The following is a 19,859-nucleotide window of genomic DNA, read 5'->3' as shown; positions in this document are numbered from 1 at the left end:
TCAACCGGCCGCTGGGCGCAGCGCGTTCAGCCGGTCCAGCTCCCCCTCCGTGAGGCGGATCGCGCCCGCCGCCACGTTCTCCACGAGGTGGTCGGGGTTACCCGTGCCCGGGATGGCAAGCACATGTGTGCCTTGGTGCAGGGTCCAGGCGATGCGGATCTGCGCGGGGCTTGCGCCATGGGCACGGGCCACGGCTCGCACTTCCTCGTCGTGTGCGGCGAGGGCGCCGCGCTCGCCGCCCTCGCCGGCGACCGCGTAGAACGGCACGAAGGCGATGCCCTGTTCGCCGCAGGTCCGCAGCAGTTCGTCGGTGTCGGGGTCGGGACGGTCGAGGGCGTACCGGTTCTGCACGCAGACCACGGGGGCGATGGCCTGCGCCTCGGCGAGGTGCCGGGGCGTGACGTTGGAGATGCCCAGGTGGCGGATCAGGCCTGCCTCGCGCAGTTCCGCGAGGGCGCCGAAGTGCTCGGCGATCGAGTCGTACTTCGGCATCCGGCGCAGATTGACCACGTCGAGGTGGTCGCGGCCGAGCTGGCGCAGGTTCTCCTCGACGTGCCCGCGCAGGTCCTCGGGGCGGGCCGAGGTGCCCCACTGTCCGTCGTACGCCCGGTAAGGGCCCACTTTGGTGACGATGACCAGGTCGTCGGGGTACGGCGCCAGCGCGCTGTTGATGAGCTCGTTGGCGGAGCGCAGCGACGAGAAGTAGAAGGCGGCCGTGTCGATGTGGTTCACGCCGAGGTCGATCGCCTTGCGCAGGACGGCGATCGACCGGTCGCGGTCACTCGGAGTGCCGAGGTGGAAGGCGGCACTGCCCGTCAGCCGCATCGCGCCGAAGCCGAGGCGGTGGACGGGCAGGTCGCCGAGTTTCCAGGTGCCCGCGGCGTCCGCGGTGATCGTCTGTGAGGTCATCGACGGAGTCTCACACACGGCTCATCGTCAGCAGTAGAGGTTGCCGCCCGGTGACGTCCCGAGGATCTGCGTGAACCGCTGGTAGTTGGTCACGCGGCTCTGCACCTGCGCCGGGTTCTTGCCGTCGCACTCCAGGGAGCCGTTGATGCTGCGGATGGTCTGGCCGAAGCCGGCGCCGTTCACCATGGCGTTGTGCGGCGTCATGGTGCCGGGGCCTGTTTGGGTGTTCCAGTACCACAGGGCGGTCTTCCAGGCGACGGCCGCGTCGTTCTGCACCAGCCACGGGTTGTTGAGCAGGTCGATGCCGAGCGCGTCGCCCGCGGCCTTGTAGTTGAAGTTCCAGCTCAGCTGGATCGGGCCGCGCCCGTAGTAGGCGGCCTGGCCTGCCGGGCAGCCGTAGGGCCGGCTCCAGTCGCAGTAGTGCGGGTAGTTGGCGGTGTTCTGCTCCACCACGTGCACCAGGCCGCCGGTCTCGTGGCTCACGTTGGCGAGGAAGGCGGCGGCCTCCTGCTTCTTCACCGTGTCGCTGCCGGTGTTGGCGAAGCCGGGGTAGGCGCTCAGGGCCGCGGTGAGACCGCTGTAGGTGTAGAAGGGATTCCGGTTCGGGAACATCTGGTTGAACTGCGCCTCGGTCACGACGAAGCGCGCGTCGGGCGTGCCCGGACCGCTGTCGCAGGCGTACGGCTCCCAGTACCAGGTGCTGATGGTCGGGTCGTAGCCCGGGTTGGCGTGCTCGGCTATGTAGGCCTTGCCGTCGGTGTAGCGGACGATGTCGTCGGCGGCGTAGGACTTGCCCGCCACCCAGCTGGGATAGCTGGAGCACGCGGCGGCGGAGGCGCTGTTGGCCGGCAGGAGTACCGGTGCGGTGCCCGCGAGGGCGAGTGCGGCCAGGACGGCGGAGACACGGCGTCTCGACACGGGATCAACTCCTTTGCGGAACACGGCCGCACGCGGCAGGGCAGGGTGAAGCAGAGCCCTGGCGCAGCCGTGGTGGGGGGTGTCGGAGGCACACTCAACCGCGCTGGTCTGTACCAGTCAAGGGTGTAGACCAGTCATCGTGCGCAGGGTGCCGCTCGGCGGCTCGAAGGTGTCCTCGGGGGCTTGGATATGCCCCGGGCGCTCACACGCGTGCCGACTCCGTCAGCGTCGCGGCCAGCCGGTCCAGCAGGGATCGCAGCAGTTCGTCCTCGTCCTCGCCGAGCGGCGGCCACCCGGCGCGCACCGCGCGGTCGAGCCGCTGCCCGTACTCCCGGCCGCGAGGAGTGAGGTGGGCGAGGACGCGACGGCGGTCGAACGGGTCGACCCGACGGTGTACGAGGTTCTGGTCGACGAGCTGGTCGATCAGCTTCGTCAGCGTCGGAGGCGGCAGAAAGGCGGCCTCCGCGATCGCCGTCATGTGGTGCCCCTCGCCGTCGGACAGCAGCGCCAGCACGCGCCACGCGTCGAGCGAGCAGCCCTCCTTCTCCAGCACGGCCTGCAACCGCCGTGCCGCCAGCCGCTCGGCCCGCGTCAGCAGTTGCACCAGGTCGTCGGGCCGGCGCGGGGTTGGGGTGGGCATCCTGCTCCTAGTTCGACCAGAGGTGCGTCCATCCTAGGAGACGCACTGGAGTTCGTCCGGCGCAGCCGGAATCATGACGCCATGGTCCGGCACGATCTCCCCGCGCCCGAGTGGTTCACGGCCGACGACTCCGTCCTCGGCGTGGCGCTCGTCTTCCCCCTGCAGGGGCCGGCCGGGATCTTCGGTCCCACCTGTGAGCTGTGCGCGCGGCTGGCGGCCGAGGAGGTCAACCGGGACGGCGGCGTGCTCGGCAGGGAGCTCCGGCTGGTGCCGGTCGACGGCTCGGGCGCGCCCCGCGAGGTCGCCGGCCAGGTCGAGGCGCTGGTGGACCTGGGTGTCGTGCAGGGCGTCACGGGCTGGCACATCTCCTCGGTGCGCCGGGCGCTGGCGCCGCGGATCGCGCACCGGGTCCCGTACGTGTACACGGCGCTGTACGAGGGCGGTGAGGACACGGCGGGCGTGTTCCTGACGAGCGAGACCCCGCGGGACCAACTGCGGCCCGCGATGGACCTGCTGGCGCACGAGCGCGGGGTGCGACGGTGGTTCGTCGTCGGCAACGACTACGTGTGGCCGCGGCGGACGGCCCGGGCGGCCCGCGGGTACGCGCACGCCTCCGGCGGGACCGTCGCCGACGAGGTCTATCTCCCGCTCGGCACCCACGACTTCGAGCCGGTGCTGCGCGGCATCGAGCGCTCGGACGCCGACGGGGTGCTGATGCTGCTCGTCGGCAGCGACGCGGTGCGCTTCAACCGGGCGTTCGCGGCGCACGGCCTGCATGCGCGCTGTCTGCGGCTGAGCACGCTGATGGACGAGAACATGCTGATGGCGAGCGGCCCGGCGGCCACCGAGGACCTTTACAGCACGGCCGGGTTCTTCGCCTCGCTGGCCAACCGGGACACGCTCGACTTCCACGGGCAGTACGCGGCCCGCTACGGCGTCGAGGCACCCGCCCTCGGCAGCCTCGGCGAGTCCTGCTACGAGGGCGTGCTGTTGCTGGCCGCGCTGCTGAGGCGGGCCGGGACGCTGGACGTCTCGGCGATCGGGGCCGCGGCGGGCGCGGTGTCGTACGAGGGCCCGCGCGGACTGCTGCACCTGCGGGACAGTCATGTGCGCCAGCGCATCTACCTGGCCCGCGCCGACGGGCTCGATTTCGACGTGCTGACGGAGCTGGACCTGCGCGGCGCGCACACCTGACGGGGCCGGGCGAACGACACGCCCCGGGAGCGGCACCGCGCGTCACGCGACCGGGAGAATCAGTTCCATGAGCCCCACGCCCCTCGCATCGCCGTCCCACCCCCTCGTCACCCGTGCACAGCGACTCGCGCGCGATCTCCTCGTCCCAAACGCCGAGCGCGTCGACCAGGAGGGGGTGCCGGTGAGCCACATCGAGGCGGTGAGGCGGTCGGGGCTGCCCGGGCTGGGCGCGCCGAAGGAGTACGGCGGGGCGGACGCGCCCGTCGCCGTGGCGCGGGAGATCGCGGAGATCCTGGCCGGGGCGTGCTGCTCCACATGGTTCGTGCAGACACAGCACCACACACCGGTGAAGCTGCTCGCCACATACGACTCTCCGGTCCGGGAGAGACTGCTGCGCCCGCTGGCGACCGGCGAGTCGCTGGCCGGCATCGCGTACGCGCACGTCCGTGCCTTCCCCCGCGTGCCGGTGCGGGCGATTCCCGAGCGGGGCGGCTGGCGCTTCGAGGGCACGGTGCCCTGGTACACGGGCTGGGGTCTGAACGACGTGATGCTGCTGGCGGGTGTGACGGACACGGCCGAGGTGGTGTTCGTCGTCACTGAGGCCCGCGAACAGCCGGGGATGCGTCCGTCGGCGCCGATGCGGCTCGCGGCCCTCACAGCCGCCCGTACGGTCTCCCTGGAGCTGGACGGCCTGCGGGTGCCGGAGGACGCCGTCGTGCTGCGCATCGCACAGGAGCGGTTCGCCCTGGTCGATCTGCCCAGGGCCGCCAACACCAGTCCGGCCGTGTTCGGGGTGGCGAGCGCGGCCCTGGACCTGGTGGCGGACGCCCCGGACGGCCGGGAGCCGGCCCGGGCGCTGCGGGCCCGGCTCGACGAGGTCCGGCGAGAGGCCTACGCGCTGGCCGACCACCCCGTCCCGCACGAGTGCGTCCCGGAGCGGCTGGCGCTGAAGACACGGGCGTACGACGTGCTGCGGGCGGCCACGACCGCGGCGATCGTGGCCGGGGGCGGCCGATCCATGACCCTGGACAGCCGGGCTCAGCGGCTGGCACGCGAGGGGATGTTCCTGCTGGTGCAGGCCCAGACGGCCGAGGCACGCCGCACGCACCTCGGCGCACTGGCGTCCGGCTAGCCGAGGCGGGGCAGCGCGGACGGCCGGTCCGTACTGGACGGGGCCCTGCCGCAGAACTCCGCTTCGATCACGTTGACGTAGAGCGACGGGTCCGGGAGCCAGTCACCGTTGATGTTGAACGTCAGCTGGTGCTTCCCGTCCTGCGTGCCGACCATCGCGGACAGGGAGCCGTTCGTCCGGCCGCTCTTGCCCACGATCTTCACGCCGCAGGACAGCTGCGCGAACTCGACTCCGAGTCCGTACCCGAGCCCGCCCCCCGCCGGCACCTCGTCGAACATCTTCGCCATCTGCTTCCGGGGCAGCAACCGGCCGCCGGCCAGGGCCCGTTGGAAGCGGTTGAGGTCGCCGCTGGTGGAGATGACGTCACCGGCCGCGCCCAGCCAGGTCATGTTCTGCTCGGTGGCGTCGTGGACCGGGGCGTCCGGGGCCTCCTGGTGCAGCCGGGAGTAGCCGACGGGGTGGGGTTTCGGCATGTGGGGTGAGGTGCCGGGGAACGACGTGCCGCGCAACTTCAGCGGTCGGATGATGCGGCGGGTGATCTCCTGCGCGTACGAGCGGCCCGTCGCCTTCTCGACGACCATCCCCGCGATGACGAAGTTGGTGTTCGAGTACACCGGCTTCGTCTCCGGGTCGGGCAGCGGCGGGTACTTCAGCGCGATCGCCACGAGTTCCTCGGGCGTGTGCGTGTCGTACCGGTGCTCCGGAAAGCCGGGACCGGCGGCGTCGTGGACGAACGCGGGGTCGTCGGTGTAGTTGGCGATGCCGCTGGTGTGGTCGAGGAGCCGACGCAGGGTGATCCGGTCGCCGTCGTAGCCATTGCCCTGCACCAGGCCGGGCAGCCATCGCTCGACGGTGTCGTCGAGGCTCAGCCTGCCTTCCGCCTCCAGCTGGAGCAGGACGGTCGCGACGAAGGTCTTGGTGATGCTGGCCCCGCGGAAGTGGTCGCCGGGGGAACGCTCCCGGCCCGTTGCGGTGTCGGCATGGCCGGCCGCCGCGAACCAGCCTTCCTTGCCGTTCTGGACCTTGGCGGCCACTCCGGGCAGTCCGCCCTTTTCCACGAGATCACGCAGTGCGGTCCGGGTCGCCTCGTGGTCGCGCGTCGGCTGTGCCGCGTGTGCGGACGGGGCCAGTGCCGCCGTTCCGGCGGATAACGCCACGGCCAGCGCGAATGAGACGGTGCGTGAAGCCCGCTGCTTCATGATGTGTGCCTCCCGTTCACCGAGGGGCAGGGCTGCCCCTCGGTGCGGATGACGCCCAACGCGGGTCCAGGGGTTGATCGTTGGGGCGGGAGGCCGACGAGCCCTAGGTCGTGTCCGCAAAGTCCCGCCTGCCCCGCGACGCCTGGCACGCACTCTCGCCGCACCGGGCGAAGCCCCAAGTACATCCAGTACGAGGGTCTCCGCCCGGCGCGCCGAGAGCACGCACCAGCCGCCGCGGGGCCCGCCCTCCGGGCGGACGACGGGACTTTGCGGACACGACCTAGCTCGCGAAGGGCGCGAGCACAGCGGGTGCGGCGGGTGCGGCGGGCACGGCCTCGTTGTCCGAGGGATGCCGCCACAGCCCTTGCGCGGCGAGGCGCGGCAGCACGCCCTCGCCGAACCAGTACGCCTCCTCCAGGTGCGGGTAGCCGGAGAGGATGAACTCGTCGATGCCGAGGGCGTGGTACTCCTTGATCCGCTCGGCGACCTCCTCGTGGCTGCCGACCAGCGCGGTGCCCGCGCCGCCGCGCACCAGGCCGATGCCGGCCCAGAGGTTGGGGTGGATCTCCAGACGGTCGCGCCGACCGCCGTGCAGGGCGAGCATCCGCCGCTGCCCCTCGGACTCGCTGCGGGCGAGCCCGGCCTGCACCGAGGCCACGGTCTCCGGGTCGAAGCCGTCCAGCAGCCGGTTCGCCTCGGCCCAGGCCTGCTCGGCGGTGTCCCGGGTGATGACGTGCAGCCGGATGCCGAAGCGGAGGGTGCGCCCCTCGGCGGCGGCCAGCGACCGGAGCCGGTCGAGTTTCCCGGCGACCTGGGCGGGCGGTTCGCCCCAGGTGAGATAGACATCGGCGTGCCGGGCGGCGATCTCACCGGCGATGGGCGAGGAGCCGCCGAAGTACACCTGGGGAACGGGGTCGGGCACGCGGGCGAGCTTCGCGTCCTGCACCCGGAGGTGCTCACCGTGCAGGTCGACGGTACGGCCCTGCCACAACTCGCTCACGACGTGCAGGAATTCACCGGTGCGGCGGTACCGGCTGTCCTTGTCGAGGAAGTCGCCGAAGGCCCGCTGCTCCTGGTTCTCGCCGCCGGTGACGACGTTGAGCAGCAGCCGTCCGCCGGTCTGCCGCTGGAAGGTGGTGGCCATCTGCGCGGCGAGGGTCGGCGAGATCAGCCCGGGCCGGAAGGCCACCAGGAATTTCAGGCGTTCGGTGTGCTGGCTGACCATCGCGGTGCTGAGCCACGCGTCCTCGCACCAGGCGCCGGTGGGGGTGAGGGCACCGGCGAAGCCCACCTCCTCGGCGGCGCGGGCGATCTGGCTCAGGTAGGCGACCGTCGGCGGCCGGTCCCGGCCGGATGCGGTGGCCGGGGTGCCGTGGCCGCCGCCGACGACATGGCGGCTGTCGCCGTTGGTGGGCAGGAACCAGTGGAAGGTGAGGGACACGGGGAATCTCCGATCGAGGTGGAACGTCCGGCGGTGCGGCGGTGAGTGGGTATCAGCCCGCCACGGCCAGCAGGGGGGTGCGGCCGAGCGCCGTGGAGAACTGGTCGACCACCTGGGTGAGCGCCTCGGTGGCGGCCGGTGCGACGGCCAGGGTCCCGTCGTCGTCCACGGTGATGTCCTTGTCGAGGGTGAACCAGCCCTGCACGATGTGCGCCGCACCCATGGAGGTCAGCACCGGGCGCAGGGCGTAGTCGATGGCCAGGACATGGGCAATGCTGCCGCCGGTGGCGAGCGGCAGCACGGTCTTGCCGGTGAGTGCGTACTGCGGGAGGAGGTCCAGCAGTGCCTTGAGGACGCCGGAGTAGGACGCCTTGTAGACGGGCGTGCCGACGACGACGCCGTCGGCTCGCGCGAACAGGTCGGTGGCCTCGACGATCGCGGGGTGCCGGAAGTCCGCGCCGAGCAGGGCCTCGGCGGGGATGGTGCGGACGTCGAGCGGGATCACGTCATGGCCCTGTGCGGTCAGCCGCTCGTCCAGGTGGCGCAGCAGTCGGCTGGTACGGGAGGAGGCGGAGGGGCTGCCGGAGACGGACAGGACGGTGGCCATGGGGTCTCTTTCCGGGAGAGGGCGCGAACGCGCGTGGCAGGCCGAATTCGGGGACGCCGCGTTCAACGGGCGTGACTGAGCACCGAATTCAGGCGTGAGGGGAATGCACCGCGCAAGAGGTCCCGTCGGCGCGACAGTGTTCGGCCGGCGGCGAATACGGCGGTGGGGAGAAGCGGCGAGCCGGGAGACTCAGGCTGCGGCGCGACAGGAGGCGCTGGAGACGCGTGCGAGGTCGACGTGGCGTCGCCGCGTGAGGTCCAGTCGCATGGTCATGCCATGGATCGTGACAGCGGGAGACGACGGCCGTCAAGGAAACCGCGGCTCATCTCGTATCCCGGACCGTGGATTCCGGGACTGTGGATGGCGTTCAGCCCTCGTCCGAAGGAACCACCACGAGGAAGGCGTCCGACTCCAGGTCCATCACGACGGTGGCCGGTTCCCCCTCGGCCCGGCGGCGTGCCGCGTACTCCTCCGCCGGCCATGATCCGCGCGGAGCTCCCGCCGGGAACCGCTCCAACACCTTCGCGTCGATGGCCGCAGACACGTCCGCCGTCCTCCCTGTCCCGCGTCGCCCGCCGGCGACGTCGATCGGTCACTGTCGTACACATCCGCTTGCCCCCGATTCCCCCGGACATGTACCGCCCGGTAGAAGTTCACACCTCTACCGACCTCTACACATAAAGGAAAAATAAGCGCAGAATGTGCTTACGCGGCGCTTACCGCACACCCCACCAGCCGCGGTCGCCCTGCAAGACGAAGGAGACGAGTCATGGCCAACGTCTCGCCCACCAGAGGTGACATAACCAGCCACCCCGATGCCTCCGAGATGCGGGATCGGTACGCCCGCGTGCTCGGTGGTCGCGATGTGGCGCTCGTGGACGGACCGGTGTTCCTGCTCGGTCTGTACTGCGCGGCATCCCCGTGGATAGTCCACTACACGACCAGCCAGCCGCCGCTCGTGACGCACAACCTGATCATGGGTATCGCGATCGGTCTGCTGGCGCTCGGGTTCACTCGCGCTCCGGAGCGTATGTACGGCCTGAGCTGGGCCATGTGCGCACTCGGGGTGTGGATGATCATCTCGCCGTGGGTCGTCGGCGACAGCCCGGACGCCGGCGTCGTGTGGAACAACATCATCATCGGCGCCTTGGCCCTGATTCTGGGTCTGGCGTGCGCCGGCACCGCGGCGAAGGCCTCCCAGAGGCCCTAGACCACCGGAAGGCGATCCGAAGGCCGGTCCGCATCCCGGACCGGCCTCTTCATGTCCGCACCGGCGTGTCCCGGCCATCGGGGGGCACAAGCACTACAGCGGGGGACCTGAAGAAAAGGGGCGGAGATGGAGATCGACGGCATCATCAGTGCCATAGTGATCGGCATCGTCATCGGCGTCCTGGGCCGGCTCGTGGTCCCGGGCCGTCAGCGGATCGGAATCCTGTGGACGATCCTCGTCGGCATCCTCGCCGCGTTGGTCGGCTCCGCGATCGCCGCCGCGTTCGACGTCGCCGACACCGAGGGCGTCGACTGGGTCGAGTGGCTCATCCAGATCGGCCTCGCCGCGCTCGGCGTCGCCGCACTGGACCGCTCGAAGGCACGCCGCTGAGAGCGGCACCCGGCGTGCCGAGGCCCGCGCCCGGCACGCCGGAGCCGTGTGTCGCCCGGCATCAGCGGCCCGCCGACCGCATCGCGGCGAGCCCCGCCCGGCTGGACGGGTACAGCGGCGTCCAGCCCAGCTCGCGTTCCGCCTTGGCGCAGGACACCACCAGCCGCGACGACATCACCGTGTGCGCGTACGACATGGGTTTCATCAGCCACAGCGGTACGGTCATCGGCTTCGGCAGTCCGAACGCCCCGGCGACGGCCTCGACGTGGGCACGGAAGCCGAGCGGGGTGCGGTCGGCGATGTTGTACGCCTGCCCGGGCCGGCCGCGTTCCACGGCGGCGACCACCGCGCGGGCCGCGTCGGTGAGCTCCACCCACGGCAGCACCCGGCCGTGGTCGGCGGGCAGGGGCAGTTGCCGCCGGCGCAGCAGCGGGAGCAGCGCGTCGGTGCCGCCGGGGCCGTAGAACAGGCCGAAGCGGAGCGCGATGCCCTCCAGCGCCTCCGCCTCGAAGGCGAGTCGCTCCTTGGTCCGCATGGCCGCGATGTGCCGCTCGAGTTGCGGTGTGCTGCCGCGTGGGCCGAAGGGGTCGTCCTCGGTGACCGGGCGGTCGCCGTGGTCCCCGTAGCCGTAGCCGAAGACCATCGACTCCACCACGAAGCGGAGGGCCCCGGTGACGCGGGCGGCTTCGAGGAGGTGGACCGTGCCCTGGGTGCGCAGCGCGTCGGTGGCGAACATGTCGCGGTCGCGCATGGGCGGCTTGCGCAGGGCGGTCGCGGCGTGGATCACGGTGTCGAAGTGGTGTCCGTCGACGGCGCGCAGCAGCGCGTCGCGGTCCATGAGGTCGGCGCGCACGCCGTTGTCCGCGCCCCGCCCGAGTCCGGTGACCTTGTGGCCCGCCTCGGTCAGGGCGCGGGTGATGTGCCGGCCCAGGACGCCGCTCGCACCGGCGAGGAGGATGCTCTGGTTCTTCTGGTTCGTCGTCATGACCACACGACGGACCGGACCGGCACGGATGTGACATCGGACCGGCGCAGATGTGACGTCCAGGCGGATGTGACATCCAGGAAGACGGCCGGCTACGGGGTGTACACGTACGGCGTCGTCGTGGTCAGTGGTGTGAAGCCCAGGCGTTCCAGGATGGGGCGGCTCTGGCTGGAGGCGTCGACCTGGAGGTAGTGGTAGCCGCGTGCCGCGGCATGGTGGGCGCGGTGGGCCACCAGGGCACGGTAGATGCCGCGGCCTCGCCAGCCCGCGACGGTGCCGCCGCCCCACAGGCCGGCGAACCTCGTGCCGGGCACGAGTTCCATGCGGGCCGCGCTCACCGGCTCGTCGCCGGCCATCGCCACGACGGCGACGACGGTGTCCGGGCCGGCCGAGAGCCGGGTGAGGAGCTGGTCGCGCAGCCAGGCGCTGTCCGCGCCGAACGCCTTCTCGTGGACATCGGCGACGAGATCCACGCCCAACTGATCGGTGACCGGTACGACGCGGACGCCCTCGGGAGGTTCGGCGTCCAGGGACAGGGTCGCGATCTCGCCGATCATCAGCGTCTCCTCGGGTTCGGGCTCGAACCCGGCCGCGCGCAGCCGCTGCCCGAGGTCCGCCGGCCGGTCGTGCCCGTACAGCTTCCACTCGAAGTCGAGGCCGAGCCCGGTGAAGTGGGCGATCTGCTCGGCGATCGCCGCGTCCGCCGCAGCCTCGCCGAGGGCCGCCCACAGGACGCCGTTCCAGCCCTGCGGACCCGCGACCTGGCGCACCACGTCGCCCGCCCGCTCGACGCGGACACCGGGGCCGTCCGGCCGCGCCTCCTCGCGCAGCTCACGGTCGAACAGGGTGAGCAGCGCGGTGTGATCCACATGAGTCATGGGCACACCCCAGCAGGGGTCGGACCGCCGCGCAACGCATTTACGGACGTGGCAGTACGCCCCGGCGGCCGTACAGTCCTGCTGATCACGTCGTCACCAGGAAGGGGTCCGGCACCATGGTCGTGAAGGACACGGAACTGCCGTACCTGCGCCGCTGCGTGGAGCTCGCGGCCGAGGCGCTCGATGCCGGGGACGAGCCGTTCGGTTCGGTCCTGGTCGGCGGGGACGGCACGGTCCTCGGCGAGGACCACAACCGGGTGGCCTCGGGCGACCGCACGCGGCATCCCGAGTTCGAACTGGCACGCTGGTCGGCGACCCGTCTCACGCCCGGGGAGCGGGCGGCGGCCACGGTCTACACCTCCGGCGAGCACTGCCCGATGTGTGCGGCCGCGCACGCCTGGGTCGGCCTGGGACGCATCGTCTACGTCGCCTCGTCCGAACAACTCGCATCCTGGCTGAGCGAGTTGGGGGTCGCCGCGCCGCCGGTGCGGACACTCCCCGTCCACGAGGTCGCACCGGGTGTGGTCGTGGACGGTCCGGTGCCCGAGCTGACGGAACGAGTGCGGGAACTGCACGTGCGGTTCCACCGGGGACGGGGCTGAGAAACCCGCGACCCCGGCCCGTCGGGCAGGACCGTCCGCCGGAGGCCGGCGAGGCGGGCCTCCCGAGATGCAGGGCCACCCTGGCGAACGTACGATCGAATTCAACAGGCCAGGCGTACGCCTCGGTCTCCCCGACGGGGGGAGGCGCATGTCCGTGCTGTCAGCACGTCGGCTGATGGCCGCCCAGATCGCCCTCGTCACGGTTGCCACAATCGTGTACATGTCCGTCCCGGCGGCGGCTCCCGTCCTGTGGGCCGTCATCGGGCTCGCCGGCGTCGCCGCCGTGGTGACCGGCATTCGTGTCCACCGGCCCGCCCATCAGTGGCCCTGGTGGTTCCTGGCCGCCGGACTGCTCACCTTCATCGCGGGCGACACGTACTACAACGTGATGGAGGAGTACTTCGACGCCTCCAACCCGTTCCCCTCCCCCGCCGACGCCTGCTACCTCGCCACCTACCCGCTCTTCGCGATCGGACTGTCGGGGCTCGTCCGGCACCGGTGGGCCGACCGCGACCTGCCGAGCCTGCTCGACGCGCTGATCATCACCGCGGGCCTCGCGCTGCCCGTGTGGGTGTACCTGGTGCAGCCGCTGACCGTGGTGGAAGGGCTGACCTGGCAGCAGCGCGCCATCAGCATCGCCTATCCCCTCGGTGACGTCCTCGTACTGGCCCTGCTGGCGCGGCTGCTGACCCCGAGCCCGCTCGTCGGGCCCAACCGTGCCGTGCAGCTGCTGGTCGTGGGCACCGTGACACTGCTCGGCTTCGACATCGCGTACGGGATCCTGCAGCTGAAAGACCTGTGGCAGACCGGCACCCTGCTGGACCTCGGCTGGATCGCCTTCTACACCGCCTGGGGCCTCGCCGCCCTGCACCCCTCGATGGTCGCGCTGACCGCGTCCGTGCCACAGCGGGAGTCCCTGCTGCCGCCGCCGCGCCGGCTGGTCATGCTCGCCGTGGCCACGCTCATCGCGCCGGGGATCCTGCTGTACGAGGGGCTGAGCAAGCAGACGCGGGACGCCGCCGTGATCGCGGTCTTCTCGGGCGTGCTGTTCCTGCTGGTGATACTTCGGCTGGCGGGAATGGTCGTGGCCCATCGCCATGCGGTGACGCGGGAACTCGCGCTGCGCGGGGCCGCCGCCTCGCTGGTCTCGGCCTTCCGGCAGGACGAGGTCGACCAGTCCTGCTGTACCGCGGTGGACCGGCTGCTGGGTGCGGACGTACCGCACCGGACCTTGCTGCTGCCGACGGAGCGCGCGGGCGACCTCGGCGCGCGTGGCACCCACATGGTGGACCCGGCCGCCCTCGAACCCGGCATCGCCGCCGGACTGGACGGCCTGCCCTGCGTCCTGGTCTGCCCCATGACCCAGCCCGACCGCCCGGCCGGGGCCGTCCCGGGTGTCCTGCTGGTCGCCGCCCCCGAGCGGCAGCTCACCGAGACCTGGGGCTCGCTGGAGATCCTGGCGTCGCACGCGGGCCTGGCCATGGAGCGGGTCGCGTTGCGCAAGGAGGTCGTCCGGCGGGAGAACGAGGCGTACTTCCGCACCCTCGTCCGCAACGCCTCCGACGTCATCCTGATCCTGGAGGACGACGACGCGATCCGGTACGCCAGCCCGTCCGCGCGGTCCGTGTTCGGCACCGACGACCTCGTCGGCGTCCCGCTGCCGGAACTGGTGGATCCCGGGGACCGGGAGCGGGCCGCGCGGGAGCTGGCCGCCGTACGGGAGAGGGGCGCGCGGGCCGGACACGACCACTGGTGGGTGCGGCGCCGGGACGGGCGTGTCGAGGTGGAGGTGCGGTGCAGCGACTTCCGGGACGAGCGGACCGTGTCCGGCCTGGTCGTGACGCTGCGGGATGTGACCGAGCAGCGGCGGCTGGAGCAGGAGCTGACCCAGCGGGCCTTCCACGACTCGCTGACCGGTCTGCCCAACCGGACGCTGCTGCTGGAGCGGATCGAACGGGCCTTGCTGCGCGGCCGCCGCGAGTCGTCCCTGACCTGTCTGCTCTACATCGACCTGGACGACTTCAAGCTGGTCAACGACACGATGGGGCACCGGGTCGGCGACCATCTGCTGGTCGCCGTCGGCAACCGGCTGTCCCGGGCGCTGCGGCGGACCGACACCGCGGCCCGGCTGGGCGGGGACGAGTTCGCCGTGCTGATGGAGGACGCCCGGCAGCCGCTCGACGCCGAGCTGCTGGCCGCCCAGGTGATCCAGACGCTGGGACGGCCGTTCGATCTGGCCGACGAGTCGGTGACGGTGTCCGCCAGCGTCGGCGTGGCCACCGCGCGCGACAGCACGGACGCGGAGGAACTGCTGGGCCACGCCGACCTCGCGCTGTACGCCGCGAAGGCGGCGGGCAAGCGGCAGTGGCGCCGTTTCAGGCCACTGCTGCGCAGCCGCATGGTCGAGCGGCACGACCTCCAGTCCCAGCTGGCCCGGGCGGTCGCCGACAAGGCGTTCGCGCTGCGCTACCAGCCCGTCGTGGACATCACCGGAGGCGAGGTCGTGGGGTTCGAGGCCCTGGTCCGCTGGCCGGACGAGCACCGGCCGCCCGTCGCGCCGGACCAGTTCATCAGCCTGGCCGAGGAGACCGGGCAGATCGCCCCGCTGGGCTCGTGGGTGCTGGAGAACGCGGTCAGCGACATCGCGGCCCTGCAACGGCAGCCGGGTCCCGCCGGTCCGCCGTACGTCAGCGTGAACGTCTCCGCGCGCCAGTTCCGCGACGCCGGTTTCGTCGAGCAGGTCGGCCAGGCGCTGAGCACGCCCGGGCTGGAGCCCGGTTCCTTGCAGCTGGAGCTGACGGAGACGGTGCTGCTGCACCGCGACGACCGCCTCCAGACGGTGCTGCACACGCTGAAGGAACTCGGGGTGCACATCGCGGTCGACGACTTCGGCACCGGCTTCTCCTCGCTGCGCCATCTGCGGGACTTCCCCATCGACGTGCTGAAGATCGACAAGTCCTTCATCGACGACATCGCCCGCGACGCCCAGCAGGTCGCCCTCGTCGAGGGCATCGTGCGGATCGCCGACACCCTGGGCCTCCAGGTCATCGCGGAGGGCATCGAGGACACCGCCCAGCGGGACCTGCTGGCCCAGATGGGCTGCCGGTTCGGGCAGGGGTACCTCTTCGCCCGGCCCATGACGGTGGAGCAGAGCGCGCACGTCCTGCGGGAGCCGAGCGCCCACCCCTTCGCGCCGCCCCGGGCGCGGCGGCCGCGCCTCGACGCCGTCCCGGGACGCCGGGAGGCACGCTGGGCGGACCTGGAGCATCTGCGGCGCACCAGCCCGATGAGCGACGCGGTCCTCGACGAGGTGCGCGGCCGGCACATCCGCAGCGGCGACCACTGGCTGATCGACTTCGCGTCCTGCAACTACCTGGGTTTCGACTGGGACCCGGAGATCATGGAGGCCATCGATCCGGCGGTGCGCGAGTGGGGTACGCACCCCAGCTGGTCGCGACTGCTGGGCAGTCCGCGGCTGTACCCCGACATCGAGGAGCGGCTCGCCGCGCTGCTGGGCGCGCCGGACACGCTGCTGCTGCCGACGCTGACGCTGGTGCACGCCTCGGTGATCCCGGCGCTGGCCGAGGACGGGCACGTCTTCGTGGAGGCGACCGCGCACCGGACCGTCTACGACGGCTGCGTGGTGGCCCGTGGCCAGGGCGCCACGCTGCACCGCTTCCACGCCGGGCGGCTCGACGAGCTGCGTGTCCTGCTGTCCGGGGTGCCGCCGCGCACGCCGCGGCTGGTGTGCCTGGACGGCGTCAACAGCATGAGCGGCAACATCCCCGACCTGCCCGCGCTGGCCGCGCTGTGCCGGGCCGAAGGAGCGACGTTGTACCTCGACGACGCGCACGGCTTCGGCGTGCTCGGGGAACGCGGGCCGGGCGAGACCTGCCCGTACGGCATGCGCGGCAACTGCCTGGTGCGGCACACCGGGGAGTCGTACGACGGGATCGTGCTCGTGGCCGGTTTCTCCAAGGCGTACTCGTCGCTGCTCGCATTCCTGGCGCTGCCGTCGGAGCTCAAGAACCGCCTCAAGACCGACGCGGCCCCCTATCTCTACTCGGGGCCGTCGCCGACGGCGTCGCTGGCCACCGCGCTGGCCGGGCTGGACGTCAACGAGCGGCGGGGCGACGTCATCCGGGCCGGCCTGTACCGCAAGACGGTCCGGGTGCTCGATCACCTGGACAGCCTGGGGGTGAGCACCCTCAACACGGACCGGCTGCCCATCGTGGAGGTCCCGCTGGCGAACCCCGCGGACCTGGACGCGGTCGCCGCGTATCTGTGGGAGGAGGGCATCTATGTGACGCTCGCCGCCTATCCGCTCGTGCCCCGCGACCGGGTCGGCTTCCGCATCCAGCTCACGGCACTCAACTCGGACGACGACATCGACCGCCTGACGGGGACCCTGACCCGGCTGGCCGGGCGTTTCCCCCTGCGGCTGAAGGACTAGAAGGCCATGACGACGCACAACGACGACGTGGACTGGGACAGCTGGCCGGTCGCCGACTACCTCCGCGAGAACTACCGCGAGGTGCATCCCTCGGACGCGGCGGTCATCGCACACCACAGCGCGTTCTACCGTCGCTTCCGTCCGGGCACCATCGCCCGCTCCGTGGAGTTCGGGGCGGGGCCCAACCTCTACCCGCTGATCCTCGCGTCCGCCGTGAGCCGCAGGATCGACGCCGTGGAGGCGGGCGCGAGCAACGTCGCCTACCTCCAGGACCAGATCTGTCACCGCCTCGACGCCAGCTGGCTCCCCTTCCACGCGCTGTGCCGGCGGCTCAACCCGGACGTGCCGGCGACCCTGGCCGGGGCGCTGGCACCGGTGAACGTCGTACACGCCGACGTGCGGACCCTGACACCCGGCTCCTACGAACTCGCCTCCATGCACTTCGTCGCCGAGGGCGCGACGGAGGACTTCGCCGAGTTCGCCGACTTCTGCCGCACGTTCGTCCGCACGGTCGAGCCGGGCGGCCACCTGGTCGCCGCGTTCATGGAGAACATGCCGACGTACCGCATCGGACCGGCGTCCCGCTGGCCCGGCTGCCCGGTCGATCCGGCGACCGTGACCGAGGTCTTCACGCCGCTGACCCGCGACCTGGACGTCACCCACATCGATGCGGACCCGACCCTGCCGGACTACGGCGATTCCGGGATGGTGCTGCTGACGGCGGTGGCGGAGGCGGCCTGAGGGCACCGCCTCCGTGACGGCTCCGGCAGAGGACAGGCCGTCCCTTCAGTCGTCCGTCCCCGGGCGGAACCGCCGCCGCAGTACGACTCCCCCCAGCACCAGTGCCGCGCTCGCCGCGACGGCCTGGAGGGTGTGGTCCGTGCCCGTGTGGGCCAGGGCGCCGGCGGCATGCGGGACGGTGTGCGGGGCCGCCGGTTCGGGGGCGGGGTGCGGCCGAGGCGGGGTGGGCGGCTTCGGAACCGGCTTCGGTGGGTGGTGGGGGCGGACCGGGCGGTCGCCGGGGGTGTTCGAGGACTCGTTGCCGGTCGACGCGTTGCCGATGCCGACCACGTTCACGGAGTTGCCGGTGACATTGACCGGCAGGTCGACGGGCAGCTGGACGCCGTTGCCGGAGACCACGCCCGGTGAATCCTTTCCGCTGCCGTCCGCGACCGCGCCGCCGGGCTTGCCGGGCCGGCCGGCCCGCCCGTCGTCCTTGTTCGCGCAGCTGTTGCCCGCGGCCGGATTCAGGAGCCCCACCACGTTCACGGTGTTCCCGCACACGTTCACCGGGACGTGCACCGGCAGCTGGACGGTGTTGCCGGAGACCACCCCGGGCGAACCGGCAGCCGAGCCCTCCGCTCCGGAACCGGCGTACGCGGGGACGGTCAGGGCCATCGCGCCCGAGGCCGCGGCGACGGCGATCACACCGTTTCGGGTAACCCGATTCATAGGTTCCCTGCCTTCCAGACATCATCGCGGGCACTCACCCGCACGAGATAAAACGCGGACGGCCGATCCGAGTTATGGCTTATCGGCCTTTCACTCCATCGAGCGGCCCTGTTGTCGAACTAGCGGTAAAGCCCTTGGTATGCGCGAGGCAGCCGCGCAGGTCAAGGCGCTCCGCCCCCGCCCGCTCGTCCGGAGGCGCGGCTTGAGGAGCCCGCTTATGGTGATCGAGGGCGCCGGTCCCCGGTCCGCTGTGGGGCGCGCCCCCTGGAGGCATCGATGCTGGCCAAGCTGTCCACGCGCCCCTCGCTGAGGCGCTGCGCGGTCCCCTGTGCGGCCGGACTGGCCCTGCTGGGTGCGGGGCTGCCGGCCGTGGACGACCCCCCGCCGGGCCTGGCGCGCTTCTACGACCAGAAGGTCACGTGGTCGGCGTGCGAGGGCGAGGACATGCCGAAGGACCTCCAGTGCGGCAAGGTCACCGTCCCCCTCGACTACGCCGACCCCAAGAAAGGGACCCTCGATCTCGCCCTGGCCCGCTACCGCGCCACGGGCAGGTCCCGGGGCTCGGTGCTGCTGAACTTCGGCGGCCCGGGCGGCCAGGGCGTGGGACAACTCGCCATGGCCGGCAAGGACTTCATGGGCCTGACGAACGGCTACGACGTGGTCGGCTTCGACCCCCGGGGCGTCGGCCGCTCCTCGCCGGTCAGCTGCGGCAACGCCCCGGACGACCCACTGGCCGGGACGGACGGCGACGCGGCCGTGGCCGACCCGCAGGCCCTGCTCGAAAAGCTGCGTGACGCGGCGGCCGAGTGCACCGAGCACTCGGGCCCCGTCCTGCGCCACATCGGCACGGTGAACGCCGCCCGTGACCTGGACGTCATGCGTGACGCACTCGGCGACGGCAAGCTCAACTACCTGGGCTTCTCCTACGGCAGCCGGCTCGGCGCGGTGTACGCGGCCCAGTTCCCCGACAAGGTCGGCAGGATGGTGCTGGACGGCGTCGACACGCTCACCGAGCCGCTGTCCGAGCAGGGTGTGGTGAGCGCGCAGGGGCAGCAGACGGCACTGGAGAACTTCCTCGCCTGGTGCACGGAGGACATCGCCTGCCCGTTCGGACAGCACCCGCGGGAGGCCAGGGAGCACGTCGTCGAGGTGGTCGAGTCGCTCGACCGGGACCCGGTGCCGACCGACTTCGGTGAGGAGTTCTCCGGCCAGGACTTCGCGGGCGCTCTCGCGCAGGGGCTGTTCAGCAGGGAGCTGTGGCCCTCGCTGCAGCGGGCCGTCGCGCAGCTGCTCGAGGACGGCGACACCAGCCGCCTGGAGGCTTTCGCGTCCGGGGGTGTCGCCCACCCGCCGTGGCGGGCGGCGCACCGCGGCCTCACCGACCCGCAGGACGTTCCCCTGGACAACCTGCCGGCGGCCCTGATGGCGGTGAACTGCGCGGACGATCCCGACCGCCCGGCCGCCGAGCAGGTCGGCAGGGACCTCGGCCGGCTGCGCGCCCGGTACGAGCGGGCGTCGCCGGTCTTCGGCCGGTACCGGCTCACCCAGGTGCTGATGTGCTACGGCCGTCCCAAGGGCACCGACTTCATCCGTGACGAGGTCAAGGACCTCGACACGCCGAGGATGCTGCTCGTCGGCACCCGGGGCGACCCGGCCACGCCGTACCGCTGGACGGTGGAGACGGCCGAGCGGCTCGGGTCGTCGGCCGTGGTGCTCGACAACCGGGGCGAGGGCCACACCGGCTACGGCTCCTCCAAGTGCGTGCACCGCAAGGTCGACGCGTTCCTGCTGTACGGCACGCTGCCGCCGGACGGCAGCTCCTGCGGCTCCGACCACGACACCGAGTGAG

19 protein-coding genes are annotated in these 19,859 nt (G+C 71.8%); 8 read left to right on the top strand and 11 right to left on the bottom strand.

From position 1 onward, the window contains the following. The 3 genes from ACH4G3_RS37925 to ACH4G3_RS37915 all read right to left on the bottom strand — a co-directional run bounded on the left by ACH4G3_RS37925 (position 1) and on the right by ACH4G3_RS37915 (position 2,467). The gene (locus ACH4G3_RS37925; RefSeq protein WP_397628737.1) at positions 1–909 is read right to left on the bottom strand and encodes an oxidoreductase; all 909 of its coding nucleotides are present in this window, start codon (positions 907–909) and stop codon (positions 1–3) included. Positions 910–936: 27 nt separating this feature from the next. After that, positions 937–1,827, bottom strand: a complete 891-nt coding sequence (locus tag ACH4G3_RS37920) for a glycoside hydrolase family 19 protein (RefSeq protein ID WP_397628736.1) — start codon at positions 1,825–1,827, stop codon at positions 937–939. A gap of 202 nt (positions 1,828–2,029) precedes the next feature. After that, positions 2,030–2,467, bottom strand: coding sequence for a MarR family winged helix-turn-helix transcriptional regulator (locus tag ACH4G3_RS37915; protein WP_397628735.1), 438 nt, complete (start codon positions 2,465–2,467; stop codon positions 2,030–2,032). Positions 2,468–2,548: 81 nt separating this feature from the next. On the opposite strand from ACH4G3_RS37915, the gene ACH4G3_RS37910 reads away from it, so the two are divergent. Together ACH4G3_RS37910 and ACH4G3_RS37905 are read left to right on the top strand one after the other, a co-directional pair. After that, positions 2,549–3,661, top strand: coding sequence for a substrate-binding domain-containing protein (locus ACH4G3_RS37910; protein ID WP_397628734.1), 1,113 nt, complete (start codon positions 2,549–2,551; stop codon positions 3,659–3,661). 67 nt (positions 3,662–3,728) lie between these two features. Beyond that, positions 3,729–4,793: an acyl-CoA dehydrogenase family protein gene (locus ACH4G3_RS37905; RefSeq protein ID WP_397628733.1), complete on the top strand. Its 1,065-nt coding sequence runs from the start codon at positions 3,729–3,731 to the stop codon at positions 4,791–4,793. Here ACH4G3_RS37905 and ACH4G3_RS37900 read toward each other — a convergent pair. The 5 genes from ACH4G3_RS37900 to ACH4G3_RS37880 all read right to left on the bottom strand — a co-directional run bounded on the left by ACH4G3_RS37900 (position 4,790) and on the right by ACH4G3_RS37880 (position 8,584). Then, positions 4,790–5,992 carry a serine hydrolase domain-containing protein gene (locus ACH4G3_RS37900; protein ID WP_397628732.1) on the bottom strand — a complete coding sequence of 401 codons (1,203 nt, stop codon included), beginning with the start codon at positions 5,990–5,992 and terminating at the stop codon, positions 4,790–4,792. The two genes, ACH4G3_RS37905 and ACH4G3_RS37900, sit on opposite strands and share 4 nt — an antisense overlap. A gap of 280 nt (positions 5,993–6,272) precedes the next feature. After that, complete coding sequence (locus ACH4G3_RS37895; protein WP_397628731.1) at positions 6,273–7,433, bottom strand: LLM class flavin-dependent oxidoreductase; 1,161 nt, start codon at positions 7,431–7,433, stop codon at positions 6,273–6,275. Between the two features lie 52 nt (positions 7,434–7,485). Further along, positions 7,486–8,040 carry an NADPH-dependent FMN reductase gene (gene ssuE, locus ACH4G3_RS37890; protein WP_397628730.1) on the bottom strand — a complete coding sequence of 185 codons (555 nt, stop codon included), beginning with the start codon at positions 8,038–8,040 and terminating at the stop codon, positions 7,486–7,488. Between the two features lie 189 nt (positions 8,041–8,229). Beyond that, positions 8,230–8,307 carry a putative leader peptide gene (locus ACH4G3_RS37885; protein ID WP_351405193.1) on the bottom strand — a complete coding sequence of 26 codons (78 nt, stop codon included), beginning with the start codon at positions 8,305–8,307 and terminating at the stop codon, positions 8,230–8,232. A 100-nt stretch (positions 8,308–8,407) separates the two neighbouring features. Next, positions 8,408–8,584, bottom strand: coding sequence for a hypothetical protein (locus tag ACH4G3_RS37880; RefSeq protein WP_397628729.1), 177 nt, complete (start codon positions 8,582–8,584; stop codon positions 8,408–8,410). 225 nt (positions 8,585–8,809) lie between these two features. Between ACH4G3_RS37880 and ACH4G3_RS37875 the strand changes: the two genes are divergently transcribed. Continuing rightward, a complete protein-coding gene (locus ACH4G3_RS37875; protein WP_397628728.1) occupies positions 8,810–9,250 on the top strand; it encodes an SPW repeat protein in 441 nt (146 codons plus the stop codon). 126 nt (positions 9,251–9,376) lie between these two features. Further along, the gene (locus ACH4G3_RS37870) at positions 9,377–9,640 is read left to right on the top strand and encodes a GlsB/YeaQ/YmgE family stress response membrane protein (protein ID WP_397628727.1); all 264 of its coding nucleotides are present in this window, start codon (positions 9,377–9,379) and stop codon (positions 9,638–9,640) included. Between the two features lie 61 nt (positions 9,641–9,701). Here the strand turns inward: ACH4G3_RS37870 and ACH4G3_RS37865 are convergent, their stop codons facing one another. Both ACH4G3_RS37865 and ACH4G3_RS37860 read right to left on the bottom strand, forming a co-directional pair. After that, positions 9,702–10,625: an NAD-dependent epimerase/dehydratase family protein gene (locus ACH4G3_RS37865; RefSeq protein WP_397628726.1), complete on the bottom strand. Its 924-nt coding sequence runs from the start codon at positions 10,623–10,625 to the stop codon at positions 9,702–9,704. 92 nt (positions 10,626–10,717) lie between these two features. After that, entirely contained in the window at positions 10,718–11,494 is a 777-nt protein-coding gene (locus ACH4G3_RS37860) for a GNAT family N-acetyltransferase (RefSeq protein WP_397628822.1), read from the bottom strand. Positions 11,495–11,619: 125 nt separating this feature from the next. Here ACH4G3_RS37860 and ACH4G3_RS37855 point away from each other — a divergent pair, with 125 nt between their 5' ends. The 3 genes from ACH4G3_RS37855 to ACH4G3_RS37845 all read left to right on the top strand — a co-directional run bounded on the left by ACH4G3_RS37855 (position 11,620) and on the right by ACH4G3_RS37845 (position 17,299). Next, positions 11,620–12,105: a nucleoside deaminase gene (locus tag ACH4G3_RS37855; RefSeq protein ID WP_397628725.1), complete on the top strand. Its 486-nt coding sequence runs from the start codon at positions 11,620–11,622 to the stop codon at positions 12,103–12,105. 175 nt (positions 12,106–12,280) lie between these two features. Beyond that, the gene (locus tag ACH4G3_RS37850; RefSeq protein WP_397628821.1) at positions 12,281–16,558 is read left to right on the top strand and encodes an aminotransferase class I/II-fold pyridoxal phosphate-dependent enzyme; all 4,278 of its coding nucleotides are present in this window, start codon (positions 12,281–12,283) and stop codon (positions 16,556–16,558) included. 6 nt (positions 16,559–16,564) lie between these two features. Next, positions 16,565–17,299, top strand: coding sequence for a class I SAM-dependent methyltransferase (locus ACH4G3_RS37845; RefSeq protein ID WP_397628724.1), 735 nt, complete (start codon positions 16,565–16,567; stop codon positions 17,297–17,299). A 45-nt stretch (positions 17,300–17,344) separates the two neighbouring features. Here ACH4G3_RS37845 and ACH4G3_RS37840 read toward each other — a convergent pair whose 3' ends face one another. Further along, a complete protein-coding gene (locus tag ACH4G3_RS37840; RefSeq protein WP_397628723.1) occupies positions 17,345–18,010 on the bottom strand; it encodes a chaplin in 666 nt (221 codons plus the stop codon). A gap of 276 nt (positions 18,011–18,286) precedes the next feature. Between ACH4G3_RS37840 and ACH4G3_RS37835 the strand changes: the two genes are divergently transcribed. Next, positions 18,287–19,858, top strand: coding sequence for an alpha/beta hydrolase (locus tag ACH4G3_RS37835; protein WP_397628722.1), 1,572 nt, complete (start codon positions 18,287–18,289; stop codon positions 19,856–19,858). The last annotated feature ends 1 nt before the right edge of the window (position 19,859 follow it).

It is taken from the genome of Streptomyces afghaniensis (assembly GCF_044327915.1).
In the GTDB taxonomy this organism is placed as follows: Bacteria; Actinomycetota; Actinomycetes; order Streptomycetales; family Streptomycetaceae; genus Streptomyces; species Streptomyces afghaniensis.
The sequence above is the reverse complement of the archived record's forward strand: the minus strand, read 5'-3'. Positions and strand labels throughout refer to the sequence as shown.